The following is a 24,971-nucleotide window of genomic DNA, read 5'->3' on the forward strand; positions in this document are numbered from 1 at the left end:
GGAGAAGGTCACTGCGGAGGCAGCCCGGACCGCGCTGCGGCCTGGGCTGCCAGCATTGCATCAGCCGTTGCGATAGGGCTGTCCGGCTTTCGACATGACGTCGTTGTACTTCTTGATGATCTCGACCACCTGGGCCTTGACCGGCGACTCGGCGGCGATCTCGTCCCAGAAGGCAAGCGCGGCCTGTTCGACAACCACCCACTCATAGTCCGGGATCGAGGTCAGCTGCAGCTTCGACCCATTGACGCGCAGGTCTGCCTCACCGCCCCAGTACCACCACTGGCGATAGAGATGGGAGCTATCCATCGCGAGCTGCAGCATCACCTTGAGGTGATCCGGAAGTTCGTTCCAGCGGTCGTTGTTGGCGAAGAAGTGGCCAACCCAGGCGCCGGAGATGTTGTTGGTCAGGAAGTACTTGGTCACATCGGCCCAGCCGACCGTGTAGTCCTCGGTGATGCCCGACCAGGCGATGCCGTCGAGCTCGCCGGTCTGCACCGCCACCTGGATGTCTTCCCAGGGCAGGGTCACCGGCACGACGCCGAACTGGGTCAGGAAGCGGCCAGCGGTCGGGAAGGTGAATATGCGCTTGCCCTGCAGGTCTTCGAGCTTGTTGATCGGGTCCTTGGTGGCGAAGTGGCACGGGTCCCAGGCGCCGGCAGAAATGTGCTTCACGCCGACCTTGGCATACTCGTCTTCCCAGATCTTCTTCAGGCCGTACTGGTTGAACAGCACCGGCACGTCGAGGGAATACCGGGTGGCAAAGGGAAAATAGCCGCCGAACACGGTGACTTCCGTCGGCGAGGCCATGGAATCGTCATCCGACTGCACGGCGTCGATGGTGCCCTTCTGCATGGCGCGGAAGAGTTCGGAGGTCGGGACCAGCTGGTCGGCATAGAACAGCTCGATTTCCATCTGGCCATTGGCCGCCTTGTTGAAGGCATCGATGGCCGGCTTGATCACGTGTTCGCCGAGCGCAGGGCCGGCATAGGTCTGCAGGCGCCACTTGATCGGGGCCTGGCCCAGCACGGCCGGGGCCGCGAGGGTGGTTGCGCCGGCTGCGGCAACGGTCGTCAGGCCGGCATTCTTCAGGAAATCACGTCTGCTCGTCATGTCTAGTCACTCCCCTTTTTCGGTGATCCAGACCCCGGGCGGGGTGGCCTTTGGCCGTTATTTTTGCCCGGCGGGGTCGTCCGCATGTCGAAATCGTGTCAGTCAGGCCGCCAGAGGGCGGCTCTTGCTTCCTCCCTTGCCGCCCGGGCCATACCGGTCCGGACAGCGTCTTCCGCTACCTTGCGTAGACCAAGCCTGGCAACCACAAGGCAATCTGCGGGAAAATCATGATCATCGCCAGCGCCAGCGTCATGATCAGCGCGAACGGAATGATCGAGGCGTAGATGTCGCGCATCGAGAATTCCGGTGGCGCCATGGCGCGCATCAGAAACAGGTTGTAGCCGAAGGGCGGCGTCATGTAGGCGATCTGCGTGGTCACCGTGTAGAGCACGCCGTACCAGATCAGCACCTGGTCCGCCGGCATGCCGAGATCGAGCTTGGCGACCAGCGGCACATAGAGCGGAGCCACGATGACCAGCATGGCCGTGTCATCGAGGAAGGTGCCCATCACCAGGAACGACAGCTGCATCAGGATCAGGATCATCCAGGGATTTAGGCCGAGTTCGCTGGTGAAGAAATACTCGATGGCCTTCACAGCGCCGAGGCCGTCGAACACGGCGCCGAAGCCGAGGGCAGCCAGGATGATCCACATGAACATGCAGGAAATGAACAGGGTCTGCTTCACGCAGGAGTGGAAGATCACCCAGGTCATCCGGCGCTTCGCGAGGGCGACGCCGAAGGCCGTCAGTGCGCCGATTGCAGAGCTTTCGACAAGGCTGGTCCAGCCGTTGACGAAGGGCACCATCATGACCAGGAAGATGCCGATCGGCAGCAGCCCGGCAGTCAGCAGGCGCAGCTTTTCCGGCAACGGAACATTGCGTTCCTCGGCCGGAAGCGGTGGTCCCAGCTCCGGCTGCAGGCGGCAGCGGACCAGAACATAGACGATGAACATCGCCGCCATCATCAGGCCCGGAACGACGCCGGCAAGCCACAGGTTGCCAACCGGCTGCCGCGCGATCATGGCGTAGAGCACCAGAACCACGGACGGCGGGATCAGGATGCCGAGCGAGGATCCGGCCTGGATCACGCCGGAGATCATGCGCTTGTCATAGCCACGCCGCAGCAGCTCCGGCAGGGCGATGGTCGCGCCGATGGCCATGCCGGCGACCGACAGGCCGTTCATCGCGGAGACCAACACCATGAGGAGAATGGTGCCGATGGCAAGGCCGCCGCTGACCGGGCCCATCCAGACGTGGAACATGCGGTAGAGGTCTTCCGCGATGCGTGATTCCGACAGGATGTAGCCCATGAAGATGAACATGGGCAGGGTCAGCATCGGGTACCAGTTCATCAGCTTGATGGCCTGGGCGTAAGGGATGTCGGTCGAACCGGTTCCCCAGAGGGCCAGCGCGGCAATGGCCGCGACACCGCCGATGGCGCCGAAGACGCGCTGACCGGTCAGCATCATCAGCATCATCGACGAGAACATGAAGATGGTGATCATCTCGTAGGACATCAGATCGTCTCCCCGCGAAGGCGCGCGATGTCCTTGATGAGCTCGGAAATTGCTTGCAGCAGCATCAGGAAGAACCCGAAGGTCATGATCACCTTGATCGGCCACATATAGGCGCGGAACGCCGTGCGGCTGCGCTCCAGATGGCCCATCACCTCCGAGGCCCCATCCGGCCCTCCGGTGACGAAGGCCACGATGAGATCGCGATAGAATTCAAAGGGATGATCGCCGAAATAGCCCAGCGAGAATGCCGTCGATGTCAGCGACCCATACAGCAGGACGCCGAGATAGAAGATCAGGAGGAACACCGTGATCGAGTCCATCCAGGCCTTCTTGCGCAAGGACCATTCGGCATAAAAGAGGTCCATGCGCACATGCGCCCCTGCCTTGAGCGAGTAAGGCCCGCCAAGGACGAAATACGTGACCATGGCAAATTGCGCGAGCTCAAGTGTCCAAAGCGAAGGGCGGAAGAAGGTCTTGGACACGGATGACCAAAGCAGGATCGCCATCATGACGAACAGGCCATACATGATGACCCGGCCAAGGCCCATGTTGAAGCCATCCACCCAACGGACATAGGCGCGCGCAAAGCCCGGCATCAGGAGCGCTCCGCCAGAGCGGGCAGGCTGTCAGCCAGGATCTTGCCCAGCCGCTGGCCCCAGGCCGTCTCGGCCTCCGGCGTCGCGACATCGGTGTTGCGGATCTCGATCATGGCGCAGGCGCGGCCCCGGGATTCGCCGTGGCGTGTCAGGGTGTAGTAGACGCCATCCGCTGGAGAATAGGGTTCGTTGTCGCCGACCGTCAGATCGCCCGGTGCCTTCAGCGCCGCGATCATCGCGTCGCCGAGCCGCCGGTCCTTGTCGGCAATGATGCCGATTTCCCAGGGGCGCGAGACGCCCTTGTAGACCGGGGTGTAGGTGTGGACGGAGACGATGACGCTGCGCTTGCCGGCCAGCGCCCGCTCCGCCACCAGCGCGTCGATGGTGTCATGGAAGGGCACATGCACCAGATCGATGCGCTGTTTGCGATCCTGTTCGCTCAGGTTTTCGTTGCCGGGAATGCGCGTGGTTTCGCTGATCGCCGGGATGAGGTCATGCGCCGCGTGGTCGCGATTGCAATCGATGATCAGGCGTGAGATGCGAGGATAGACGAGCGGCGCGTCGAGAAGGCGCGACATCTCCTGGGCCGTGCCAAGCGCACCCGGGTCCCAGGCGATATGCGCCACCCGTGCCTCGGCGCTCAGGCCAAGATCACCATAGGCCTCGGGAATGAAATTCGAGGCGTGGTCGCACACAAGAACATAGTCACTGCTGCCGCTGCGGTTTTCGATGGACACAGGTGTCCCGTTGCCGGCAAGCGGCCGATCCGGCTGCGCCATGCTGCCTCCCCATCTGGATGCGGCCGTCTGTTCATGTTTGTATTTTTTGTTACAGAATTGCGTAGACGGCCACGCTGTGTATGATTTGATACAAGGAGGCGGCGCCTGTCAAACATAAAACATCAAAATGGCCGATCAGGCCAGGCTTGCGCCGGACGCAAACAAGCGCGACAGGGGGGACACGGATGGACCAGACCTTGGTCGAGGAAATCCGGGAGCGGCTGGACGAGTTCACCACGACGGAACGGCGGGCCGCACAGGCGTTGCTGGCCAATTTTCCGCTGCTCGGCCTGCAGACCGTGGCGCAGTTTGCCGGTGCTGCCGGCGTCAGTTCGCCGACGATCCTGCGCTTCGTGGCAAGGCTCGGTTTTCCGGGCTTTCCCGAATTCCAGCGACGGCTGAAATCCGAACTGGAGAACCAGCTGAAAGCGCCGCTGGCGCGGGACCTCGCGTTGCCAGCCGGGGACACGGGCTGCGGCAATGCCTTTGCCGACAAGCTGGTCGAGAACCTGCGCGAGACATTCCAGCATCTGCCCGAACGGGAAATCGAGGCCTTCGTGCGCCTGCTGGCGGATGAGAGGCGGACGGTCTACCTGCTGGGGGGGCGCTTCACCGATGCGCTGGCCCGCTACATGGCGGCGCATCTGCGCATCGTCCGGTCCGGTGTGCACCATATGGCCGGGCAGGAAAGCAACTGGCTCGACCAGCTCATCGGCATGGGGCCGAAGGACGTGCTCGTCGTGTTCGACATCCGCCGCTACCAGGCAGGCATCGTGCGCTTTGCCGAGGCGGCGGCAAAGCAGGGCGTGACGGTCGGCCTCATCACCGACAGCTGGATGTCGCCTGTAGCGCGCATTTCCCAGCATGTGCTGCCCGTCCGGGTGGCCGTGCCGTCGCCCTGGGATTCGTCGACGGCGCTGATGGCTGTCGCGGAAGTGCTGATTGCCGGTGTGACCAAGGAAAACTGGCAGCGCAGCGAGCAGCGCATGCAGGCGTTGGAAGCCCTGCGCAACGGGGACGACCCGGTGCGGCCTGACATTGGAGATGCGCCCGAAGACTGACGCTTGCCGTCATTTGCCGTCTTGTGCGAGAGCTTTGGTGCGACCGGCTTGCATTCAGCGTCAAAACATGAATAGTGATTCATGTTTCATGTTGGTGCAGCTTCAAGCGCGCCGGCCAGACAAAGGTGTCCCGTGAGCGAACGCAGGCGTCAAGTCCGATCTGAAGCTGCCAGCGCAAGGCCGCGCAAGACGAAGGCCGTGCCGGATGCACTGCCGGCGGCCGAAGACGAACCGCGCGGCATCCAGCCGAAGACGGCGCGCGGCGAGGCGACGCGGCGGGCGATCCTGGATGCGGCCGAGCGGGTGATCGGCGCGAAGGGCTTCAGCGAGGCGTCCATCGGCGCGATCACGCGCGAGGCCGGCTGTGCGCAGGGCACGTTCTACATCTACTTCAAGGGCAAGGAGGAGGTGTTCTCCGAACTCGTCCTCGAGATGGGCCGGCTGGTGCGCCGGGCCCTGACCCAGGCAACCGCGAACATTCCGGACCGGCTGGCGGCGGAAAAGGCGGGCCTGCGCGGCTTCCTCGACTTTGTTGCCGCCCATCCGGATCTCTATCGCATTATCCAGGAGGCGCTGTTCGTCGATCCGGCGGCCTATCGCGCCTATTTCAGCAGTTTCGCGGAAGGCTACCGCTCGGCACTGGCCGATGCGGAGGCGGCCGGGCAGATCCGGCCCGGCGATTGCGATGTTCGCGCATGGGCCCTCATGGGGATTGCCCGTGCGCTCGGCGAGCGTGCGGTCATCTGGGAGGACCGCACGCCCGTTGCCGAGGTGGTGGACGCCGCGCATGACCTGATCGTCCATGGCCTGCAGCCGCGCGGGGACAAGCCGTGAGCCTTGCTGCGACCGAGGCGGCCGGGCCGCTGGCGGCGCTGCAGCTGGACGGCGGGCACGCCCGCATCACGCTCTCCCGCACCCGCCGCCACAATGCGCTGGTGCCGGAGCTGCTGGCTGACCTGCGTGCCGCCATAGCGGTGGCGCGGCAGTCCGGGGCAAGGGCGCTGGTGCTGGGCTCCTCGGCGCGCAGTTTTTCGATCGGCGGCGACATTGCCGGGTTTCTTGCCCATGCGGGCAGTGCTGCGGAACTGAGCGCCTATGCCGCTGATCTGGTGGGGGAGCTGAACGGGGCGATCCTTGACCTGCTGGCCTTCCCGATGCCGGTGCTGACGGCGCTCACCGGCCCGGTTACCGGCGGCTCGACCGGACTGGTGCTGGCGAGCGATCTGGTCGCTGCCGATCCGTCCGCGTTCATCCAGCCCTATTACGTGGACATGGGCTTTGCGCCCGATGGCGGCTGGACCGCCCTGCTGCCCGACCGGATCGGCACGGGCGCGGCCCTGTCGATCCAGGTTCTCAACCGCCGGATCAGCGCCGACGAGGCACTGCGTCTGGGTCTGGTCAGCGAACTGGCCGCACCGGGCGGGGTGGAGGCGGTGATTGCCGGCTGGCTCGCCGCCCTGGAGGTCAAGGATCCGCGCAGCCTTGCCGCCACCCGGGCGGGCGTCTGGACGCCGGAGCGAGTGTCAGTGGTGGCGGCGCGGCTCGAGGCCGAGCGCCAGCGGTTCCTGGCTCTTGTCCCCCACCCCGACACGCTGGCGCGCATGCGCGACTTTGCTGCGGGGAGCGCCCGCACCTGAACGCGGCCGGATGGCCGGACCACATCTCTGGAGGACCGATGGATCACGTGACCGACATGGCCGCCCGCCGGGCCGAACTGACCCCGGACCGCGTCGCCTTCATCGACCAGGCAACGGGGGAGAGCCTCACCTTTGCCGAGGTGGAGCGGCAGGCGAGCCGGCTGGCCGCTGCCCTTCTCGACAGGGGGCTGGTGGAGGGGGCAAGGGTGCCGATCCTCAGCCTCAACCGGCCGGAGTTCTTCATTGCGCTGTTTGCGGCGCAGAAGGCGCGGCTCGTGCTGGTCCCGCTCAACTGGCGTCAGCCCTTTGCCGAGCTGTCGCCGTTGCTTGCCACTTGCCGCGCGCATGTGCTGCTGCATGACACGGCCTTCACGGACGTCGCCCGCGAGCTGGCCGCCCGCCATGGCCTTGCCCGCATCGGGCTGGAACCCGGCATGGACACGCCCTTTGTGCTGGCGGATCTGATTGCCGACGCGGAGGCATCCGCTGCTGCCGCTGTCTCGGGGCGACCCGTCAAGGCCAGCGCGCCGTGGTATCTGCTGTTCACGTCGGGCACCACGGGCCTGCCCAAGGCGGTGATCCAGACCGCCGGCATGGCCTGGGCCAATGCGGTGAACTATGTCCAGGCCACCGATCTCAGCAGCACCGACACCTCGGTGAACTATCTGCCGCTGTTCCACACCGCCGGCATCAATCTCCTCACCCTGCCGCTGTTCCTGTTCGGTGGCCGCTCCACCATCCTGCGCAAGTTCGAGGCCGATGACGTGGTGCGGCTGATCGACGAGGGCGAGGTGACCGCCTTCTTCGGCGTGCCGGCGATCTATCAGGCTCTGGCGCTGCATCCGCGCTTCGGTGATCTCGACATTGCCCGCCTGCGCTCGCTGGTCTGCGGCGGGGCGCCTGTGCCGGAAAAGCTCCTCAGCGAATATCAGGCGCGCGGCGCCACCATCTGCAACGGCATGGGCATGACCGAAACCGGGCCGACGCTGTTCATCATGGACCCGGCCCATGCCAGCGCCAAGCTCGGCTCGGTCGGCAAGGCGCAGATCCTCGCCGAGGTGCGGCTGGAGGGGGCGGACGGGCGCGTTGTCGAGGGCGCCGGGGAGGGCGAGCTGCAGGTGCGCGGTCCCGGCATCACGCCGGGCTACATGGACAATCCTGAGGCGACGGCCGGTTCTCTCACTGGAGACGGCTGGCTGCGGACCGGCGACATCGCCCGGCGCGATGCGGATGGCTATTACTTCATCGTCGACCGCATCAAGGACATGTACATCTCCGGCGGCGAGAACATTTACCCGGCCGAGGTCGAGCGGGTGCTGCTCACCCATCCGGCCGTGCTGGAGGCCGTGGTCATCGGCGTGCCGGACGAAAAATGGGGCGAGGTCGGCGCGGCCTTCCTGATTGCCCGTCCCGGCGCGGCGCTGGCGGTGACCGACCTGCCCGCCTGGTGCCGCGAGCGGCTCGCCGCCTACAAGGTTCCCAAGAGCTTCTCCCTCGTCACCGACCTGCCCCGCACCGCCGCCGGCAAGGTGCGCAAGAACATCCTCAAGGACAGGCTGGGGGAGGGATCTCCACACGGGTGAAGCAACGGCTCTGCAGCCTCTCCGCCCCCCTCCCCCTCGTGGGGAGGGGTGAGGGGTGGGGGGAACCGCTCAGGATCGCGGGGCACCTTCATGATCTTGACCAGAGCCTCGGGATGAACACCGGCCAGATAACCACCTCTGCAGCCCCCCACCCCCGACCCCTCCCCACAAGGGGGAGGGGAGCGGAGAGGCCCCGCAAGAGACCAAGCCCCAAAAGTACGGAGACCCGAATGGCCCTTCCAGTTCCTCTCGCCGCAGCGCCCCTCTCCCCCCTTGAGGGGGAGATGTCTGCGTTAGCAGACAGAGGGGGGTGTTCTGCCGTTCGGCATACTCGGCGTTTCGAGTGACCGGCTAGTCCGCTTACCCCCCTCTGCCCCCTGCCGGGGGCATCTCCCCCTCAAGGGGGGAGAGGGGGCCGAGCCAGCCCTTCGACCTGCCCTTGTCCCACCGAGGGGGAGGGGAGCCGAGAGGCTCCGCAAGAGACCAAACCTGAAAATCCGGAGACCCGCATGACACCAGCCGATCCCTTGCCGCATCGCCGGTCCTGGACGCCGAGCCAGGCGGAGTTTGATGCCTTTGCCGCCGTGTCGGGAGATGACAACCCGATCCATGTCGATCCCGCGTTTTCCGCCCGCACTCGTTTTGGCCGCACGGTGTCGCACGGGATGCTGATCTACACCCGCGTGTTCGGGCTGCTGGGCGAGCTGTTTCCCGGGCGCCGGCATCAGGCGCAGGCGCTGATGTTTCCCCATCCCGCCTTTGCCGGCGAGGAACTGGTGATCGCGCTGGAGCGGGGCGAGGCGGCTGGCACGGTCGGCATCCGCGTCAGCCGGGCGGCGACAGGCGAAGAGGTTCTGACCGGTCTGGCAACGCTCGAAGGAGGCGCATGATGGGCTTTGTGGTGGGTGAGAGCGCGAGCCTGACGCGCAGGTTCTCGGACGCGGATCTGGCCGCGTTCTCGCGCCTCTCGGGCACGGTGGTGTCTCCGGCGGAGGGGGTGCCGGGACCGCTGATCGGGGCGCTGTTTTCCTGTCTCCTGGGCGTCGACCTGCCGGGGCCGGGCACCAACTATCTGAAGCAGGAGATGCGGTTTCTCGCGCCGGTGCCGCTCGATGTGGAGCTGACCGCACGGGTGACGATCACCCGGCTTCGGCCGGAGAAGCATCTGGTCGATCTGGAGACGGTCTGTGAGTTGCCGGATGGCACGCGCGTCTGCGAGGGCCGCGCCCTCGTTTATGTCGAGGACGCGGTGAAGCGGCTGGAGGCCTGAAAGGACGGGCCGGCCGCTCAGATGCAGCGGCCGCCGTCGACTTCAAGCGCGACGCCCGTGATGAACTCGGCCTCGTCGGAGGCGAGCCACAGCGCGGCATTGGCCATGTCCATCGGCTTCGACAGGCGGCCAAGCGGGATCGAGGCCTTGAACTGGGCCCGCTTTTCCGGCGTGTCTTCGCCCATGAAGAGATGCAGCATGCCCGTCTCGCCGGCCACGGGACAGAGCGCGTTGACGCGGATGTTCTTTGGCGCGAGTTCCACGGCCATCGACTTGGAGGCGGTGATCGCCCAGCCCTTGGAGGCGTTGTACCAGGTGAGACCCGGCCGGGGCCGCAGGCCGGCGGTCGAGGCGGTGGTGAGGATGACGCCGCCGCCTTGCGCTTCCATGATGGGCACCACGGCGAGGGTGGACAGGTAGATCGCCTTGGCGTTGACGGCGAGGATGCGGTCGAACTCGTCCTCGCTCACCTCCAGAAGTGACTTGTTGCGGTGGGAATAGCCGGCGTTGTTGATGAGGATGTCGAGCCTGCCGAAGCCCTCGGATGCGGCCTTGACCATGCGGTCTACATCGGCGCGCACCGTGACATCGGCGGTCACAGCGACGGCAGAAGCGCCGATCTCGCCGGCGACGCGGGCTGCGGCCTCGCCGTTCAGATCCGCCACGACCACCCTTGCGCCTTCCTCGGCAAAGCGTTTCGCGATGCCCTCGCCGAAGCCGGACCCTGCTCCGGTGATTACCGCCACCTTGCCCGTCAGCCTGTCTGCCATGCCTGTTCCTCCCCTGTTTCGATTAGTTATTTTGCTGGCTAACCATGGCGCAGGACGAGGGTCTTGGTCGCCGAGAATTCATACAGCGCCTCGAAGCCTTTCTCGCGGCCGTGGCCGGATTTCTTGAAGCCGCCGAAGGGCAGCTCGATGCCGCCGCCCGCGCCATAGGCGTTGACGAAGACCTGACCGGCGCGGATCTGCCGCGCGACGCGCACGGCGCGCTGGCCATCGCGGCTCCACACGCCGGCAACAAGGCCGTAGTCGGTGCCATTGGCGAGCCGGATCGCCTCGGCCTCGTCGCGGAAGGGGATCAGCGACAGGACCGGGCCGAAGACTTCCTCCCGCGCCAGTAGATGCTCGGGCGGCACGGGGCCATAGATCCGGGCCGGCACGTAAAAGCCGCTGTCCGGTGCATCGGGGGCGATGGCGCCTTCGGCAATGAGGGGAATGCCGTCGTTGGCGGCCCGCTCGACAAAGGACCGGACCCGGCGCAGCTGGCCTTCCGAAATGAGGGGGCCGAGATCAAGATCGCGGTCATGGGGACCGGCGACCAGCGTGCGCACGCGGGCACGCAAGGCATCGGCGAGCGGCTGCCAGATGCCCTGCTGCACCAGGACCCGGCTGCCAGCCGAACAGGTCTGGCCACAGTTCTGGATGATGGCATTGATGATGACCGGGACGGCCTGCTCGAGATCGGCATCCTCGAAGACGATCTGGGGCGACTTGCCGCCCAGTTCCAGCGTGCAGCCGATGTGGTTGCGCGCCGCCGCCGTCTGGATCATCACCCCGACTTCCGGCGAGCCGGTGAAGGTGAGGAAATCAAGGCCCGGATGGTTGGCAAGGGCAGCGCCGGCCTCGTGGCCGAAACCGGAGACGACGTTGAAGACGCCGGCCGGAAAGCCGGCCTCCAGCGCCAGCTCGCCGACACGCAGGACGCTGAGACAGGCATCTTCCGCCGGCTTCAGCACCAGCGTGTTGCCCATGGCGAGGGCTGCCCCGGCGACGCGGCCCATGATCTGCGCCGGATAGTTCCACGGGATGATGCCGCCGACGACGCCGAGCGGTTCGCGCAGGGTCATGGCGAGGAAGCCGTCGGCGGTGGGGATGGTGTCGCCCATCACCTTGTCGGCTGCGCCGCCATAGAATTCGAAATAGCGGGCGAGGGCGACGATGTCGGCCTTGCCCTGACGCAGCGGCTTGCCCGCATCGAGCGATTCGAGGGCCGCCAGTTCCTCGGCGTGTTCGCTGACCAGCGCGGACAGCCTGAGCAGCAGGCGGCCCCGCTCCAGCGCGGTGAGGCGCGGCCAGGGACCGTCGTCGAAAGCGCGGCGGGCGCTGGCAACGGCCCGGCCGACATCGGCGGCGTCGCAGCGCGGAACACGGGCGATGAGCCGGCCATCCGAGGGGCAGAGGCTGTCAAACCGGTCATCGCCGGTGGCGGGGCCAACAATCCCGTCAATGACGGCTCCTGGCAGCAGAATCTCGCGTGTCTGGACCGTCTCTCCCGGCATCGTTCCCGCTCCCGTTTCGGTTGTCTTTTCGAACGCTAGCGGATGCAACGGGGGGCCGCAATGCGCTCAAGGGGGAGAGACGGCGGGAAACCGGTCCGGGTGTCTCAACATGAGATGCTGCAGCAGGATGACCGACTTGGCATCGCGCAACTGGCCCGTGCGCAGGAGATGTGCGGCTTCCGCAAAGCCCATTTCCAGCACCTCGATGTCCTCGCCTTCCTCCGCAAGGCCTCCGCCACTGGCCCGCGCCGCGCTGTCATAGGTGGCCAGGTAAAGGTCAGCCCGGGCGCCGAGAATGCCCGGGCTGGTGTAGCTCGCCATCACATGGGTCAGCGTCAATGCCGTGACGCCGAACTCCTCCAGCAGTTCGCGGCGTGCGCCCTCTTCCGCATCCTCGCCCTGTTCCAGCCGGCCGGCACAGGCCTCCAGCGGAAACGGATCGTTCTGGTCCACCAGCATCGGCAGGCGCAGCTGGCGGCACAAAAGCAGTCTTCCCTCAACGGGATCAACCGGCAGCACCGCCACCACATTGAGCCCGTAGCGGACAACTTCGCGGGTGAGGTCCTGGACGGACCCGTCCCGGCGGCGCTGGCGGAAGGTGATTTCCTCAACGCTTGCCCGGCCCCGGTACACCTCGTGGCGGGACAGGATCTCGACGTCGGGCACAGTGTTGTCGGGGGCGGTCATGCGATGGTCATGCTCCTGTCTTGGTCGCACCGCAGCTTAGCCGATGGCACGAACTGCACCAGACGCGAAACTGTCATTTGACATGACGCATGATTCAGGTTTCATATTCTCTCGTCCGGTGACCGTGGTGCCGTCTGGCGTCTCCAACTCCAGGGAAGACAGCCAGTCTCGCAGTTCGGCATGAGCCCCATCGCCATGGTGGCCCCGTCAGAGGGCCCGACAGGATTTGCGGGAGCCGGACACATCAGGAGCGCGGGGGAGCGCGCTCCGGCACTCGGGAGGATGTTGCCAATGAACTCGACCTTGCATTCGAAATTGCGACGGATGGCTCTGGCCACCGTTTTGGGGCTGGCTGTTGCCGGACCTGTCACGATGGCAGGACAGGCACAGGCGGAGGACATCCGCATCGCCCATGTCTATGACAAGACCGGCGCGCTGGAAGCCTATGCCAAGCAGTCGCATATCGGCCTGATGATGGGCCTCGAATATGCCACTGGCGGCACCATGGAAGTGAACGGCCGCAAGCTGGTTGTCATCGAAAAGGACACCCAGACGAAGCCGGACATTGCCAAGGCCGTGCTGGCTGAGGCCTATGGCGACGACAACGCCGACATCGCGGTTGGTCCCGTTGCCTCCGGTGTTGCGCTGGCCATGCTGCCGGTTGCCGAGGAATACGAGAAGCTGCTGATCGTCGAGCCGGCGGTGGCCGACAGCATCACGGGCGAAGCCTGGAACCGCTACATCTTCCGCACCGGCCGCAACTCCTCGCAGGACGCCATTGCCAACGCGGTCGCCCTCGGCAAGGAAGGCGTGACCATCGCCACGCTGGCGCAGGACTACGCCTTTGGCCGTGACGGCGTTGCGGCCTTCCGTGATGCGCTTGCGCCGACCGGCGCCAAGCTCGCCGTCGAGGAATATGTCCCGACCGACACCCAGGACTTCACCGCCAGCGCGCAGCGCATCTTCGACCAGATGAAGGACCAGCCGGGCCGCAAGTTCCTCTTCATCATCTGGGCCGGTGCCAACAACCCGATCGGCAAGATCAAGGCGATGGAGCCGGAGCGCTTCGGCATCGAGATCGCCACGGGCGGCAACATCCTGGCTGCGATGGCTGCCTACAAGGCGCTGCCGGGCATGGAAGGGGCGACCTATTACTACTACGACATCCCGAAGAACCCGGTGAACGACTGGCTCGTCACCGAGCACCAGAAGCGTCATGAGTCCCCGCCGGACTTCTTCACCGCCGGTGGCATGACCGCAGGCATCGCTGTTGTCGAGGCACTCAAGAAGGCCGGTTCGACGGACACTGAAGCGCTGATCACGGCGATGGAAGGCATGGAATTCCAGACGCCGAAGGGCAAGATGGTGTTCCGCCCCGAGGACCATCAGGCGCTGCAGTCGATGTACCACTTCAAGATCAAGGTTGACCCGGCCGTGGCCTGGGGCATCCCGGAACTGGTGCGCGAGCTGACGATCGAGGACATGAACATCCCGATCAAGAACAAGAAGTAAGCTTGTGACTGCAAGCGGCGCCCTCTCTTGCTCCTCTCCCCCTCGTGGGGAGGGGGTGGAGGTGGGGCCGGACACACCAAACAGGCTTTGGTCCGGAGTATCCCGTTAAGCCGCAGCCCCCTCTCCCCCCTTGAGGGGGAGATGCCCCCGGATGGGGGCAGAGGGGGGTACCAGGCGCTCTCGACTCGCGCTGACTGCGCTGGACCGCCGTAACCCCTCTCTGTCTGCTGCCGCAGACATCTCCCCCTCAAGGGGGGAGAGGGGCGCTGCGGCTCGCCGGAGCTGCTGTGGCCCCGGAACACCAATCTCGCCTTCCCCCAACCCCGCATGGAACGATCCAGTGGCGCGTGAACATCCCATTCTGGAAACCCATGAGCTGACGATCCGCTTCGGCGGGCATGTGGCCGTGGATCATGTCAGCTGTGCGTTCGAGCGCGGGACGCTGACGGCCATTGTCGGGCCGAATGGTGCCGGCAAGACGACCTACTTCAACCTGATTTCCGGCCAGCTCCGGGCGAGCCATGGCAAGGTGGTTCTGAACGGTCAGGACATCACCCGGATGAGCGTGCCGGAGCGGACGCTGAAGGGGATCGGCCGCGCGTTCCAGCTCACCAACCTGTTTCCGACCCTGACAGTGCGCGAGAACGTGCGCCTGGTGGCGCAGGCCAGGGCGAACCTTGGCCTTGATCTCTTCTCCATGGCCGACAGCCACGTGGAGCTGATCGAGCGGGCCGAACATGTGCTGGCCGAAGTGCGCCTGCTCGACAAGGCAGACCAGACCGTGAGCGCCCTGCCGCATGGCGACCAGCGCAAGCTGGAGGTGGCGCTGCTGATCGCGCTGGGGCCGCAGGTGCTGATGTTCGACGAGCCGACCGCCGGCATGAGCGTCGACGAGGTGCCGGTGATCCTGAGGCTGATCCAGGAGCTGAAGGCCGACAAGGATCGCACGATCCTGCTGGTCGAGCACAAGATGGACGTGATCCGGACTCTCGCCGACCGCATCATCGTGCTGCACAACGGGGCGTTGGTCGCCGATGGCGAACCGGCCACCGTGATCAATTCGGCCGTGGTGCAGGAAGCCTATCTCGGCAAGCGCGTGACGGAGGCCACCCATGGCTGAACCGCTTCTGACGCTGGACGGCGTCCATACCCACATCGGGCCCTATCACATCCTGCAGGGCGTTTCGCTGACCGTGCCGCAGGGCGGGGTATCGGTTCTGCTTGGCCGCAACGGCGCCGGCAAGACCACGACGCTGCGCACCATCATGGGCCTGTGGCGGGCAAGCCGGGGTGAGGTCCGCTTTGATGGCCGCGACATCACCCAGCTGGACACACCGTCGATCGCCCGCGCCGGCATTGCCTATGTGCCGGAAAACATGGGCATCTTCACGGACCTGACGGTCGCGGAGAACATGATGCTCGCCGCCACGTCCGGCCCGATCGATGCGAAGCGGCTTTCCTGGGTGCAGGATCTGTTCCCGCCGATCCGCAATTTCTGGAATTCTTCGGCAGGCACCCTCTCAGGCGGGCAGAAGCAGATGCTGGCCGTGTCGCGGGCGATCATCGAGCCGCGCCGCCTGATCCTGATCGACGAACCGACCAAGGGGCTGGCCCCGGCGATCATCGTCGCCATGACCGATGCGCTGCGCCAGCTCAAGGAAACCGAAACCACCATCCTGCTGGTCGAGCAGAACTTCGCCATGGCCTCAAGCCTCGGCGACACGGTGGCCGTGATGGATGATGGCCGCATCGTGCATGCCGGCGACATGGCCACGCTGGTGGCCGATGCCGGACTGCAGGAACGGCTGATGGGACTGAGCCTGGAGGCGCATCAATGAGCGAGACCCTGATCCGGCCCCGCATCGAGGCGCGGCCGCTTGGTGAACGGCTGGCGGAAAAGCTGCCGCTGCTGCTGGTTCCCCTGCTGATGCTGGGCGGGCTGGTGGTGACGGGCAATCCGTCGACCTGGGCAACGCTGACGGTGGCGGGCCTCGCCATGGGGCTGATGATCTTCATCATGGCTTCGGGCCTGACGCTGGTGTTCGGCCTGATGGACATCATCAACTTCGGCCATGGAGCCTTCGTCGCGGTCGGAGCGTTCATCGGCTTCACCGTGCTGACGTGGCTGTCCGGATGGACCGGGCATCCGTCGGTGCTGATGAACCTGGCGGCCATGCTGATCGCCGTGACGGTGACCATGCTGGCGACGGGCCTGATAGGTTACGGCTTCGAGAAGGTGATCATCAAGCCGGTCTATGGCCAGCACCTGAAACAGATCCTCGTCACCATGGGCGGCATGATCATCGCGCAGCAGCTCATCCATGTGGTCTGGGGGCCGGATGCGCTGCACCTGTCGCGGCCGCTGGCGCTGCAGGGCTCCTGGGTGATTGGCGATGCGGCCATCGAGAAGTACCGCATTGTCGCCGTCGGGGTCGGGCTGGCGCTGTTTGTCGCCATGCGGCATGTGCTGAAGCACACCAAGGTCGGCCTGCTGGTGCGGGCCGGGGTGGAGAACGGCGAGATGGTGGAAGCGCTCGGCTACCGCATTCGCCGGCTGTTCCTCGTGGTGTTCATGGTCGGCTCGGCGCTCGCCGGTCTCGGCGGCGTGATGTGGGGCCTCTATCAGGAAACCATCACCGCGCACATGGGCTCGGAAATCATGGTGCTGGTGTTCATCGTCGTCATCATCGGCGGTCTCGGCTCGGTCGAGGGCTGTTTCATCGGTGCGCTGCTGGTCGGGCTTCTGGCCAACTACACCGCCTTCGCCGCGCCCAAGGTGGCGCTGGTCTCCACCATCGGGCTGATGGTGGTGGTGCTGATGTGGCGGCCGCAGGGTCTCTATCCCGTCGTCAAGGCCAAGTGAGGAGCGCGCCATGCTGATGAAACTCCTGTCCGGCGACCGGCCGGCAAGCCCGGTCCTCACCGTTCTCCTGCTTGTCATCCTCATCGGTCTTGCCTTTGCCCCGTTCCTGTTCCCCGGCAGCAAGCCGCTGGAGACGGCGGCGCGGATCTGCATCTTCATCGTGCTGGTGGCAAGCTATGACCTCCTGATCGGCTACACCGGCATTGTCTCCTTCGCCCACACGATGTTCTTCGGGCTCGGCGCCTATGGCACCGCGCTCGGGTTGTCGCTCGGCGGGGCAAGCTTTGCCGCAGCCGGTCTTGGGGCCCTCGGCGGCGTGGCGCTGGCGGCTGTTCTGGCGCTCGCCATCGGCCTGTTCTCGCTTCGGGTGAAGGCGATCTTCTTCGCCATGGTGACACTGGCCATCGCCAGTGCTTTTGCCGTGCTGGTGTCGCAGCTCTCCTTCCTCACCGGCGGCGAGGACGGGCTCAACTACAAGATCCCGCGCGAACTGACGCCGGCGTTCAAGCTGTTCGCGGAGCCGGTGCTGGGTCTGCGCATCGATGGCAAGGTGCTGAGCTATTATCTCATTTTCGGCGTGGCGCTGGTGCTGTTCCTGACCTTGCTCCGGATCGTCAACTCGCCCTTCGGCCGCGTGCTGAAGGCGGTGCGAGATAATTCCTTCCGCGCTGAAGCCATTGGCTACAAGGTGGTGCGTTACCGGACGGCCGCGACCGTGCTCTCTGCCGTCATGGCCGCGATGGCCGGCGTGCTGCTGGCACTCTGGTTGCGCTACACCGGGCCGGCGACGACCCTGTCGATGGAGATCATGGTCGATATCCTGCTGATGGTTGTCATCGGCGGCATGGGTACGATGTACGGGGCAGTGCTGGGTGCGGTGATCTTCATCCTGGCGCAGACCTACCTGCAATCCCTGATGGGCCTGGCGGAACAGGCAACGGCGGGCATTCCGCTGCTGCCTGACCTGGTTGCTCCCGACCGCTGGCTGCTGTGGCTTGGCGTGCTTTTCGTGCTGTCGGTCTATTTCTTCCCGACCGGCATCGTCGGACGGCTCCGCGCAGGCAAGGCATGATGCCCATGGTGAGCCATGGCGTGAGTGCCCGGGGCCTGTTTTTCCGGGAGGCAGGGCCGAATGGGGCGACCTCTCCCGCCATCGTGCTGCTGCACGGGTGGTCCTGTCACGCAGGCTTCTTCGAGCCGCAACTGCAGGCGCTGTCCGGCAAGGCGCAGGTGCTCGTTCCCGATCTGCCGGGACATGGGCAGACAGGGGATGCGGCGGGCCTCACCATCGAGGCGGCTGCGGATGCTGTGATCGAACTGTTGCAGGACCGCGATCTGTCGAATGTTGTCCTGGTCGGATGGTCGATGGGCGCGCATGTCGCCTATGCGCTGGCAGAGCGCCATGGCACCTCCCGGCTGAAGGCTCTGGTCGCGCTCGACATGACGCCGAAGGTTGTCAACGACGCCACCTGGCGCGGCGGCGTTCGCGACGGGCTGGACATCCTGCACAATGCCGAGGTTCTGGAGGCCATCATTCCGCGTTGGCCGCAAATGGCCGAACGGATCGCCGCGCGGATCTTTGCGACCGGACGGAAACCGGACCCGCAGACCCTTGCCTATGCCCGGCGCGAGGTGCTTGCGGCAGATCCCGCCCTTCTGAAGCCAATGTGGGCGTCCCTGACGGCACAGGACTTCCGCGCCTTCCTGCCCCGTCTCGATTGTCCGCTGCATCTCGTCTGCGGTGGCCAGAGTGCGCTCTATGACGCCAGCGTCGCAGACTGGCATTCCGACAATGTCCCCGGTGTTTCCGTGCATGGCTTCGGTTCGTCAGGTCATGCACCGCACCTCGAGGAGCCCGAGCGGCTGAACCGACTGTTGCTGGGTCTGATCGCACTGTGACAGTCTTGCGCGGGGTCTCCCGCGCGGGAGTGCCGCTTTGCAAGCAATGGCCTGTGCCGTGCCGGCGAACCTTGCAAGGGGCTGACTGGCTCCCTATCTCCCGCCCATCGGCCCAGCTTCTGCCAGCCGTACGGGCATCGACCCAGACAGTTTGGGACCCGGAAAGACTGGTTTGACCGGCGCCTGGCGCTAACTCGTTCTGCCTTTCCCGTTTCTGCCTTGACTGCATCGTTGCCGTATCGCCGCAAGACAAGCTTGCGGCGGTCGACCTGACTACGACTATCCGGGAAAGGATACCGCCATGCGCGAAACCGGCACCATCAAGTTCTTCAACCATGACCGTGGCTTCGGCTTCATCACGCCGGAAGGTGGCGGCAAGGATGTGTTCGTGCACATCTCGGCCTTCGAGCGCTCTGGTCTCGGCACGCCGGAAGAAGGCGCCAAGGTGACCTTCATCACCGAAGACGACCGCCGCGGCCGTGGCAAGCAGGCTGCCGATCTGGCTCTGGCCTGATCCGCGAGATTTCAAGGAAACGGGGCGGCCACTGGCCGCCCCGTTTTTGTTTGATTGCCGTGCAGGCCGTTCTCGCCCGTCATGGTCGGGCTTGTCCCGACCATCTGCAAGCCATTGATCTGCATAGATCCTCGGCACAAGGCCGAGGATGACGGTGGAAAGGTTTCAGGTTTGTCAGCAGCCTGACGGGGCGGCCACTGGCCGCCCTGTTTTTGTTTGGGCGATGATCTGCGCGGCATCTTCGACTTTGGCAAAGCCGCAGCAACCTTCTCCCCGGTAGGGCAGGGCGATTGCATGTGATGTCTGTGACGTGTTCGATGTGAACGACTGTGCCGAGAAAGTTTGAACTGCCGGAGCCTCTCAGCTCCCCTCCCCCTCGTGGGGAGGGGTTGGGGGTGGGGGGAGCGGACTTAAATCCAATTGCTGACGTTACTGACCAGGCTGGTTTTAGACGCCTTGTGATCTAACGGCCTCCCGTGCCCCCCAACCCTCACCCCTCCCCACGAGGGGGAGGGGGGCTGAGAGGCCTCGAAAGCCGTCTGGCCACACATGTAGTTCCCCTGCCCTCACGGGGGAGAGTGAGCTCGGGCGACGATCAGTGCCTTACTCGGCGGCCTGGTCGACCTTGTGCAGGTCGGAGGGGCGGCGGGCCCAGGGGCGGGTGCCGGCGGGGATTTCGGCAACACTGCCAACCGGCTGGAGGTAATGCGTGACTTCCGGCCATTCGCCTGCGCGAAGCGAGGCTTCCACCTGCGGCTTGACGATCTCGAAGCTGGACACGCCGCAGCGGCGCATCAGCGGGATCTGGTCAAGGATGAAGTCGCCGATGGCGCGGATGTCACCGGCGTAGCCAAGCTGTTCGCGCAGGATGCGGGCCGCAGAAAAGCCGCGCCCGTCGGTGAACTTCGGAAACTCCACCAGCACGCGCGGCAGGCGGGCCAGATGCGGCTCCAGCAGCTGCACGTCCTCACCGGCAGCAACCAGCACCGCAGCGCCGTCACCAAGCGCAACAAGGCGCTCGGGATCGGCAAGGAAGCGTGACAGCGGAACCATCAGCTTCACCCCGTCGGCAGCGGGCTGAGTGGGCAGCTCTGCGTCGGCCTCAAGGCGCACCCAGGCTTCTTCGGTAAAGGCGCCATTGGCGTAGATCTTGGTCATGCGAGGTGCGTCCTTGCAGCGTCACGTGTTGCCCGCGCCCGGCAGCGGGCTCGAGGACAGGGAAAGATGAATGCCGCATTCGGTCTTGGCCTGACCGCGCCAGCGTCCGGCGCGCGGGTCTTCCCCCGGGGCGACCTTGTCGGTGCAGGGCAGGCAGCCGATGGACGGATAGCCCTCGGCGACCAGCGGATGCGGCGGCAGGTCATGCAGCTTGGCGTATTCGAGAATGTCGGCCGCCGTCCAGTTGGCGAGCGGGTTGACCTTGACGCGGCCATCTTCGGCCTCGAACACGGGCAGGGCAGCGCGGGTGGCGTTCTGGAACCGCTTGCGGCCGGAGATCCAGGCGTCAAAGCCCTTCAGCGCACGGGCCAGCGGCAGCACCTTGCGCAGGTTGCAGCACGCATCCGTGTCGTTCATCCAGAGCATGCCGGCCGGGTCGATGGCGGTCAGCTCGTCCCGCTCGGGCCGTGCGACGCGCACGTCGGTGAGGCCAAGCTTCTCGACCAGCGCATCGCGGTAGCGCAGCGTCTGCGAGAACAGCTTGCCTGTGTCGACGAACAGAACCGGCGTCGACGGATCGACCGCCGCCACCATATGCAGCAGCACCGACGAGTCGGCTCCGAAGGACGACACCAGCGCGATGCGGCCGCTGTAGTGGCTGTTGATGGCGTCGCTCAGGATCTCGAGCGGCGCCGCGCCGTCATACTGGGCCGCGAAGACGCGGGCTTCCGCGCCCGCCCCCAGATCCGGGTCGAGGGCCAGTCCGGCCAGATCACTCAGCCCCATAAAGAGCCTCCTTGAACGGGTCTTCGCCGAGGCGGCGGTAGACGTCGAGGAAAGTCTCGTCCTTGGAGCTGCGCAGCTTCAGGTAGGTGTCCACCAGCGTTTCGATGGCATCCACCACCTCGTCGGAGGAGAAGCCGCGGCCGATGATCTCGCCGATCGAGGACTGCTCGTCAGCCGAGCCGCCGAGCGTGATCTGGTAGAACTCCTCGCCCTTCTTCTCGAGGCCGAGAATGCCGATATGGCCGACATGGTGATGGCCGCAGGCGTTGATGCAGCCGGAAATCTTGATCTTCAGCTCGCCGATGTCGCTCTGCCGCTCCGGTGCGCCGAAGCGTTCGGAAATCCGCTGTGCCACCGGGATGGAGCGGGCCGTGGCAAGGGCGCAATAATCCATGCCGGGGCAGGCGATGATGTCGGTGATGAGCCCGGCATTGCCCTCCGCCATGCCGGTCTTCACCAGCACGTCGAAGATTTCCGGCAGGTCATCCAGCGCCACATGCGGCAGGATGACGTTCTGCTCGTGGCTGATGCGGATCTCGTCGAAGGCATAGCCCTCGGCGAGATTGGCGATCACGTCCATCTGCGCGTCAGTCGCGTCGCCCGGGATGCCGCCGATCGGCTTCATCGACAGGGTCACGCTGGTGTAGCCCGGCACCCGGTGCGGGTTGAGATTGTGCGCCACGAAGCGGGCGAAGGCCGGGTCGGTGGCCTTGCGCGTCTCGACCTTGGCGCTCGTCCCGGCGCGCGGGTCCAGCTGCGGCGGGGCGAAATAGGTCGCGATGCGGCGCACTTCCGCGTCCGGCAGGCGCAGGATGCCGAAGCGGATCTTCTCGAACTCCGCCTCGATATCCGCCTTCAGGTCTTCCAGGCCCGTCTCGTGCACGAGGATCTTGATGCGCGCCTTGTACTTGTTGTCGCGGCGGCCATAGCGGTTGTAGACGCGCAGGATCGCTTCCGAATAGGCCAGAAGGTCTTCTTCGGGCAGGAAGTCGCGGACCTTGCGGCCGATCATCGGCGTGCGGCCAAGACCGCCGCCGACGAACACGACAAAACCGATCTCGCCGGCCTCGTTGCGGGCGAGCTGCAGGCCGATGTCATGCACCTGCACGGCGGCGCGGTCATGCGGCGCGCCGGTGATTGCGACCTTGAACTTGCGCGGCAGGAACGAGAATTCCGGATGCAACGACGACCACTGGCGCAGGATCTCCGCATAGGGGCGCGGATCGGCGATCTCGTCGGCGGCAGCACCGGCGAAATGGTCTGCCGTCACGTTGCGGATGCAGTTGCCGGAGGTCTGGATGGCATGCATCTCGACTTCGGCCAGCTCTTCCAGGATGCGCGGCGTGTCCTTCAGGCTCGGCCAGTTGAACTGGATGTTCTGGCGCGTGGTGAAGTGGCCGTAGCCCTTGTCATAGGTGCGGGCGATATGCGCCAGCTTGCGCATCTGGCGGCTGTTCAGCGTGCCATAGGGGATGGCGACGCGCAGCATGTAGGCGTGCAACTGCAGGTACAGCCCGTTCATCAGGCGCAGCGGCTTGAACTCGTCTTCCGACAGCTCGCCCGACAGGCGGCGGCGCACCTGGTCGGCGAACTGCGCGGTGCGTTCCTGAACGAAGGCCTGGTCGAATTCATCGTAGCGGTACATGGCGCGTCTCCGGCAGGCGGAAGGCCGATGCCTTCCCCCGCAAATCTCGTTGTCAGGCGGTCTCGCGGGCCTGCTTGCCAAGGGCGGGATGGGTGGTGGGGCCGGCGGCGCGGATCTTCTCGCGGAAGCGCGCCGGTTCGAGCCGTCCATCGGTCTCGATCACGTCGATCTCGTAGGGCTCGACGATCAGCCGGGCGGCAACAGCCTGTGCCCCAAGGGCGAGCGCAGCGGCAATCTCGTCCTTGTCCGCAAGCACGCGCGCTTCGCCGATCAGTTCGACCCAGGTGCCCTCAGGACCCTGGAACACGACCTCGCCGTCGATCAGACGGTTGGCGGTGATGACCTTCATTCCTCTCTCCTCAGGCCGCCCCGCGACGGGCAGCCACTTGTTCTGCGCCCTCAGGCGGCGATGGTGGCCCGCAGGCGCGGAGCAATCGGGGCGGCCTTCGACAGGGCCGCATGGGCGACGGCCTCGCCGATGACGATCAGCGTCGCGCCGGAAATATCCGCACGCTCACCGAGCGCCGGCAGGTCGGCAAGCGTGCCGGCAAACTGGCGCTCCTCCGGATGGGCGGCGTTCTCGATGATGGCGACGGGCGTGGTGCCAGCAAGGCCGGCCTCCATCAGCCGCTGCGACACCGCTGCGGCCACGGTGCGTCCCATGTAGACGGCAACGGTCGCGCCCTTCAGCGCCAGCCCGGCCCAGTCGGGCAGGGTCTCGCTGTCGGCGTTGTGGCCGGTTGCAAACACCAGCGTCGAGGCGACCCCGCGCAGGGTCAGCGGGATCTGGGCCGAGGCGGCAGCGGCAAAGGCAGCGGTGACGCCGGGCACGACTTCAAAACCGATGCCGGCGGCGCGCAGGGCGTCCATTTCCTCGCCCGCCCGGCCGAACACCAGCGGATCGCCGGCCTTCAGGCGCACCACCTTTTGGCCGTCCTGCGCCAGCTCGACCAACACGGTGTTGATCTGGTCCTGCGGCACGGAATGGGCGCCCTTGCGCTTGCCGACCGAAATGCGCTGCGCATCGCGCCGGCCCATGGCCACCACGGCTTCCGGCACCAGCGCGTCATAGACGATGACATCGGCTTCCTGCAGCAGGCGCTGGGCCCGCAGGGTCAGGAGATCCTCGGCGCCGGGACCGGCGCCCACCAGCCACACGAAACCGCTCTCGTCCTGGGCCGCGTTCAGCAGGCGCTGCGCTTCCACGCGCGCCACATCGGCACGGCCGGCATAGAAATTGGTGGCGACGGGGCCGGAGAAGAACTTTGCCCAGAAGCGGCGGCGCGTCGCGCCATCGGTCAGGACGCGGGCGGCTGTCTCGCGCAGGCTCTCGGCCAGACGGGCAAGATCACCGGTCGAGCGCGGCAGCAGGCCCTCGATGCGGGCGCGGATATGCCGGGCAAGCACGGGGCCGACGCCGGTGGAGGTGATGGCCACGGCAATCGGGGCGCGGTTGACCAGCGCGCCGGTGTAGAAGTCGCAAAGCTCTGGCTTGTCGACCGCGTTGGCGGGAACGCCGAGAATGCGGGCGGCCTCGACGACGGCGCGGTCCAGCCGCTCGTCCTCGCGGGCGGAGAATACCAGCGCCACGCCGTTCAGGTGGCGCGGGCGGAAATCCTCGGCAATGTGATGCGCGCCAACGGTGGCGATGACCTCGGCCAGCTCTGGCTCGATCTCCGCGGACACCACCTCGATGATGGCGTTGGTCTCGCCCAGGAGCCGCACCTTGGCGGCCGCTTCGCCGCCATGTCCAACGACGAGGACCCGCCGGTCCGCCACCTTGTGGAAGGCGGGGAACACGTCGAGGCGCGACAGGCGCTTCAGATCGGTCGTTTCGCTGCGAACGGACATGGCCGCACTCCGGGCGATGAAAAACTATGCTCAAGATACCGGGACCTTTCGCAAAATACCGGGCATCGTTTTTCAAAGTTCTGAAGCGGGGGAGAAAATGCTCCTGTGTCAGCGAATTTTACCGGAAATGGCGGGGGAGGCGCGGCCGGGGGGGGGCGGGGGGCCCCCCCCCGCGGGCGCGCGGGGGGGGGGCCCCCCCGGGGGGCGGAAACAAAGCCCGCCC

At 65.8% G+C, this 24,971-nt stretch carries 25 protein-coding genes; 13 read left to right on the forward strand and 12 right to left on the reverse strand.

From position 1 onward, the window contains the following. Positions 1 to 60: 60 nt before the first annotated feature. The 4 genes from C8348_RS14195 to C8348_RS14210 all read right to left on the reverse strand — a co-directional run bounded on the left by C8348_RS14195 (position 61) and on the right by C8348_RS14210 (position 4,001). Complete coding sequence (locus C8348_RS14195; RefSeq protein WP_106753997.1) at positions 61 to 1,110, reverse strand: TRAP transporter substrate-binding protein; 1,050 nt, start codon at positions 1,108 to 1,110, stop codon at positions 61 to 63. Between the two features lie 175 nt (positions 1,111 to 1,285). Then, positions 1,286 to 2,626, reverse strand: coding sequence for a TRAP transporter large permease (locus C8348_RS14200; RefSeq protein WP_106753998.1), 1,341 nt, complete (start codon positions 2,624 to 2,626; stop codon positions 1,286 to 1,288). After that, the gene (locus C8348_RS14205) at positions 2,626 to 3,222 is read right to left on the reverse strand and encodes a TRAP transporter small permease subunit (RefSeq protein ID WP_106753999.1); all 597 of its coding nucleotides are present in this window, start codon (positions 3,220 to 3,222) and stop codon (positions 2,626 to 2,628) included. The genes C8348_RS14200 and C8348_RS14205 overlap by 1 nt, the downstream gene beginning before the upstream one ends. Next, positions 3,222 to 4,001, reverse strand: coding sequence for an N-formylglutamate amidohydrolase (locus tag C8348_RS14210; protein ID WP_106754000.1), 780 nt, complete (start codon positions 3,999 to 4,001; stop codon positions 3,222 to 3,224). The genes C8348_RS14205 and C8348_RS14210 overlap by 1 nt, the downstream gene beginning before the upstream one ends. Before the next feature lie 185 nt (positions 4,002 to 4,186). Between C8348_RS14210 and C8348_RS14215 the strand changes: the two genes are divergently transcribed. The 6 genes from C8348_RS14215 to C8348_RS14240 all read left to right on the forward strand — a co-directional run bounded on the left by C8348_RS14215 (position 4,187) and on the right by C8348_RS14240 (position 9,552). Next, positions 4,187 to 5,062 (forward strand): MurR/RpiR family transcriptional regulator, encoded by an 876-nt coding sequence (locus tag C8348_RS14215; protein ID WP_106754001.1) that lies wholly within the window; start codon positions 4,187 to 4,189, stop codon positions 5,060 to 5,062. A gap of 198 nt (positions 5,063 to 5,260) precedes the next feature. Then, positions 5,261 to 5,896 (forward strand): TetR/AcrR family transcriptional regulator, encoded by a 636-nt coding sequence (locus tag C8348_RS14220; protein ID WP_244294012.1) that lies wholly within the window; start codon positions 5,261 to 5,263, stop codon positions 5,894 to 5,896. Further along, positions 5,893 to 6,699, forward strand: a complete 807-nt coding sequence (locus C8348_RS14225; protein ID WP_244294013.1) for an enoyl-CoA hydratase/isomerase family protein — start codon at positions 5,893 to 5,895, stop codon at positions 6,697 to 6,699. The genes C8348_RS14220 and C8348_RS14225 overlap by 4 nt, the downstream gene beginning before the upstream one ends. A gap of 38 nt (positions 6,700 to 6,737) precedes the next feature. Next, complete coding sequence (locus C8348_RS14230; protein ID WP_106754003.1) at positions 6,738 to 8,282, forward strand: AMP-binding protein; 1,545 nt, start codon at positions 6,738 to 6,740, stop codon at positions 8,280 to 8,282. Positions 8,283 to 8,791: 509 nt separating this feature from the next. Further along, on the forward strand, positions 8,792 to 9,172 hold the full coding sequence (locus C8348_RS14235) for a MaoC family dehydratase (protein ID WP_106754004.1): 381 nt from the start codon (positions 8,792 to 8,794) through the stop codon (positions 9,170 to 9,172). Next, positions 9,169 to 9,552 (forward strand): MaoC family dehydratase, encoded by a 384-nt coding sequence (locus C8348_RS14240; RefSeq protein ID WP_244294014.1) that lies wholly within the window; start codon positions 9,169 to 9,171, stop codon positions 9,550 to 9,552. Before C8348_RS14235 ends, C8348_RS14240 begins: the two co-directional genes overlap by 4 nt. A gap of 17 nt (positions 9,553 to 9,569) precedes the next feature. On the opposite strand, the gene C8348_RS14245 is transcribed toward C8348_RS14240, so the two are convergent. From C8348_RS14245 to C8348_RS14255, 3 genes are all read right to left on the reverse strand, one after another. After that, entirely contained in the window at positions 9,570 to 10,322 is a 753-nt protein-coding gene (locus C8348_RS14245) for an SDR family oxidoreductase (protein ID WP_106754006.1), read from the reverse strand. 38 nt (positions 10,323 to 10,360) lie between these two features. Next, a complete protein-coding gene (locus C8348_RS14250) occupies positions 10,361 to 11,833 on the reverse strand; it encodes an aldehyde dehydrogenase family protein (RefSeq protein WP_106754007.1) in 1,473 nt (490 codons plus the stop codon). 66 nt (positions 11,834 to 11,899) lie between these two features. After that, positions 11,900 to 12,520: an NUDIX domain-containing protein gene (locus C8348_RS14255; protein WP_106754008.1), complete on the reverse strand. Its 621-nt coding sequence runs from the start codon at positions 12,518 to 12,520 to the stop codon at positions 11,900 to 11,902. 372 nt (positions 12,521 to 12,892) lie between these two features. On the opposite strand from C8348_RS14255, the gene C8348_RS14260 reads away from it, so the two are divergent. The 7 genes from C8348_RS14260 (at position 12,893) to C8348_RS14290 (ending at position 19,308) form a co-directional block, all read left to right on the forward strand. Then, entirely contained in the window at positions 12,893 to 14,032 is a 1,140-nt protein-coding gene (locus C8348_RS14260; RefSeq protein WP_425270822.1) for a substrate-binding domain-containing protein, read from the forward strand. Positions 14,033 to 14,372: 340 nt separating this feature from the next. After that, on the forward strand, positions 14,373 to 15,152 hold the full coding sequence (locus C8348_RS14265; protein ID WP_106754010.1) for an ABC transporter ATP-binding protein: 780 nt from the start codon (positions 14,373 to 14,375) through the stop codon (positions 15,150 to 15,152). Continuing rightward, positions 15,145 to 15,870: an ABC transporter ATP-binding protein gene (locus tag C8348_RS14270; protein WP_106754011.1), complete on the forward strand. Its 726-nt coding sequence runs from the start codon at positions 15,145 to 15,147 to the stop codon at positions 15,868 to 15,870. The genes C8348_RS14265 and C8348_RS14270 overlap by 8 nt, the downstream gene beginning before the upstream one ends. After that, positions 15,867 to 16,895 carry a branched-chain amino acid ABC transporter permease gene (locus C8348_RS14275; RefSeq protein ID WP_106754012.1) on the forward strand — a complete coding sequence of 343 codons (1,029 nt, stop codon included), beginning with the start codon at positions 15,867 to 15,869 and terminating at the stop codon, positions 16,893 to 16,895. The genes C8348_RS14270 and C8348_RS14275 overlap by 4 nt, the downstream gene beginning before the upstream one ends. A gap of 10 nt (positions 16,896 to 16,905) precedes the next feature. Then, a complete protein-coding gene (locus tag C8348_RS14280; protein ID WP_106754013.1) occupies positions 16,906 to 17,967 on the forward strand; it encodes a branched-chain amino acid ABC transporter permease in 1,062 nt (353 codons plus the stop codon). Beyond that, a complete protein-coding gene (locus C8348_RS14285) occupies positions 17,964 to 18,794 on the forward strand; it encodes an alpha/beta fold hydrolase (RefSeq protein ID WP_208983761.1) in 831 nt (276 codons plus the stop codon). The genes C8348_RS14280 and C8348_RS14285 overlap by 4 nt, the downstream gene beginning before the upstream one ends. Positions 18,795 to 19,095: 301 nt before the next feature. Next, positions 19,096 to 19,308 (forward strand): cold-shock protein, encoded by a 213-nt coding sequence (locus C8348_RS14290; RefSeq protein WP_106754014.1) that lies wholly within the window; start codon positions 19,096 to 19,098, stop codon positions 19,306 to 19,308. Positions 19,309 to 19,911: 603 nt separating this feature from the next. Here C8348_RS14290 and C8348_RS14295 read toward each other — a convergent pair. Genes C8348_RS14295 through cysG form a run of 5 tightly spaced genes read right to left on the reverse strand, consistent with a single transcriptional unit; the run spans position 19,912 to position 24,748 of the window. Further along, the gene (locus tag C8348_RS14295) at positions 19,912 to 20,466 is read right to left on the reverse strand and encodes a DUF934 domain-containing protein (protein WP_106754015.1); all 555 of its coding nucleotides are present in this window, start codon (positions 20,464 to 20,466) and stop codon (positions 19,912 to 19,914) included. Positions 20,467 to 20,487: 21 nt separating this feature from the next. After that, complete coding sequence (locus C8348_RS14300; RefSeq protein WP_106754016.1) at positions 20,488 to 21,252, reverse strand: phosphoadenylyl-sulfate reductase; 765 nt, start codon at positions 21,250 to 21,252, stop codon at positions 20,488 to 20,490. Beyond that, entirely contained in the window at positions 21,239 to 22,897 is a 1,659-nt protein-coding gene (locus tag C8348_RS14305) for a nitrite/sulfite reductase (protein ID WP_106754017.1), read from the reverse strand. The genes C8348_RS14300 and C8348_RS14305 overlap by 14 nt, the downstream gene beginning before the upstream one ends. 52 nt (positions 22,898 to 22,949) lie before the next feature. Beyond that, positions 22,950 to 23,246, reverse strand: coding sequence for a DUF2849 domain-containing protein (locus tag C8348_RS14310; protein WP_106754018.1), 297 nt, complete (start codon positions 23,244 to 23,246; stop codon positions 22,950 to 22,952). A gap of 50 nt (positions 23,247 to 23,296) precedes the next feature. Beyond that, positions 23,297 to 24,748 (reverse strand): siroheme synthase CysG, encoded by a 1,452-nt coding sequence (gene cysG / locus C8348_RS14315; RefSeq protein WP_106754019.1) that lies wholly within the window; start codon positions 24,746 to 24,748, stop codon positions 23,297 to 23,299. Positions 24,749 to 24,971: the final 223 nt, after the last annotated feature.

The organism is Pannonibacter carbonis (assembly GCF_003012935.1).
In the GTDB taxonomy this organism is placed as follows: domain Bacteria; phylum Pseudomonadota; class Alphaproteobacteria; order Rhizobiales; family Stappiaceae; genus Pannonibacter; species Pannonibacter carbonis.

Excerpts from the sequence above, each read along its gene's own strand:
- C8348_RS14290 (WP_106754014.1), top strand. The coding sequence starts at position 19,096 with ATGCGCGAAACCGGCACCATCAAGTTCTTCAACCATGACCGTGGCTTC.
- C8348_RS14285 (WP_208983761.1), top strand. The coding sequence starts at position 17,964 with ATGATGCCCATGGTGAGCCATGGCGTGAGTGCCCGGGGCCTGTTTTTC.
- C8348_RS14195 (WP_106753997.1), bottom strand. The coding sequence starts at position 1,110 with ATGACGAGCAGACGTGATTTCCTGAAGAATGCCGGCCTGACGACCGTT.
- cysG (WP_106754019.1), bottom strand. The coding sequence starts at position 24,748 with ATGTCCGTTCGCAGCGAAACGACCGATCTGAAGCGCCTGTCGCGCCTC.
- C8348_RS14300 (WP_106754016.1), bottom strand. The coding sequence starts at position 21,252 with ATGGGGCTGAGTGATCTGGCCGGACTGGCCCTCGACCCGGATCTGGGG.
- C8348_RS14280 (WP_106754013.1), top strand. The coding sequence starts at position 16,906 with ATGCTGATGAAACTCCTGTCCGGCGACCGGCCGGCAAGCCCGGTCCTC.
- C8348_RS14205 (WP_106753999.1), bottom strand. The coding sequence starts at position 3,222 with ATGCCGGGCTTTGCGCGCGCCTATGTCCGTTGGGTGGATGGCTTCAAC.
- C8348_RS14270 (WP_106754011.1), top strand. The coding sequence starts at position 15,145 with ATGGCTGAACCGCTTCTGACGCTGGACGGCGTCCATACCCACATCGGG.
- C8348_RS14235 (WP_106754004.1), top strand. The coding sequence starts at position 8,792 with ATGACACCAGCCGATCCCTTGCCGCATCGCCGGTCCTGGACGCCGAGC.
- C8348_RS14250 (WP_106754007.1), bottom strand. The coding sequence starts at position 11,833 with ATGCCGGGAGAGACGGTCCAGACACGCGAGATTCTGCTGCCAGGAGCC.
- C8348_RS14240 (WP_244294014.1), top strand. The coding sequence starts at position 9,169 with ATGATGGGCTTTGTGGTGGGTGAGAGCGCGAGCCTGACGCGCAGGTTC.
- C8348_RS14230 (WP_106754003.1), top strand. The coding sequence starts at position 6,738 with ATGGATCACGTGACCGACATGGCCGCCCGCCGGGCCGAACTGACCCCG.
- C8348_RS14310 (WP_106754018.1), bottom strand. The coding sequence starts at position 23,246 with ATGAAGGTCATCACCGCCAACCGTCTGATCGACGGCGAGGTCGTGTTC.
- C8348_RS14245 (WP_106754006.1), bottom strand. The coding sequence starts at position 10,322 with ATGGCAGACAGGCTGACGGGCAAGGTGGCGGTAATCACCGGAGCAGGG.
- C8348_RS14255 (WP_106754008.1), bottom strand. The coding sequence starts at position 12,520 with ATGACCGCCCCCGACAACACTGTGCCCGACGTCGAGATCCTGTCCCGC.
- C8348_RS14305 (WP_106754017.1), bottom strand. The coding sequence starts at position 22,897 with ATGTACCGCTACGATGAATTCGACCAGGCCTTCGTTCAGGAACGCACC.
- C8348_RS14275 (WP_106754012.1), top strand. The coding sequence starts at position 15,867 with ATGAGCGAGACCCTGATCCGGCCCCGCATCGAGGCGCGGCCGCTTGGT.
- C8348_RS14210 (WP_106754000.1), bottom strand. The coding sequence starts at position 4,001 with ATGGCGCAGCCGGATCGGCCGCTTGCCGGCAACGGGACACCTGTGTCC.
- C8348_RS14260 (WP_425270822.1), top strand. The coding sequence starts at position 12,893 with ATGGCAGGACAGGCACAGGCGGAGGACATCCGCATCGCCCATGTCTAT.
- C8348_RS14215 (WP_106754001.1), top strand. The coding sequence starts at position 4,187 with ATGGACCAGACCTTGGTCGAGGAAATCCGGGAGCGGCTGGACGAGTTC.
- C8348_RS14200 (WP_106753998.1), bottom strand. The coding sequence starts at position 2,626 with ATGTCCTACGAGATGATCACCATCTTCATGTTCTCGTCGATGATGCTG.
- C8348_RS14295 (WP_106754015.1), bottom strand. The coding sequence starts at position 20,466 with ATGACCAAGATCTACGCCAATGGCGCCTTTACCGAAGAAGCCTGGGTG.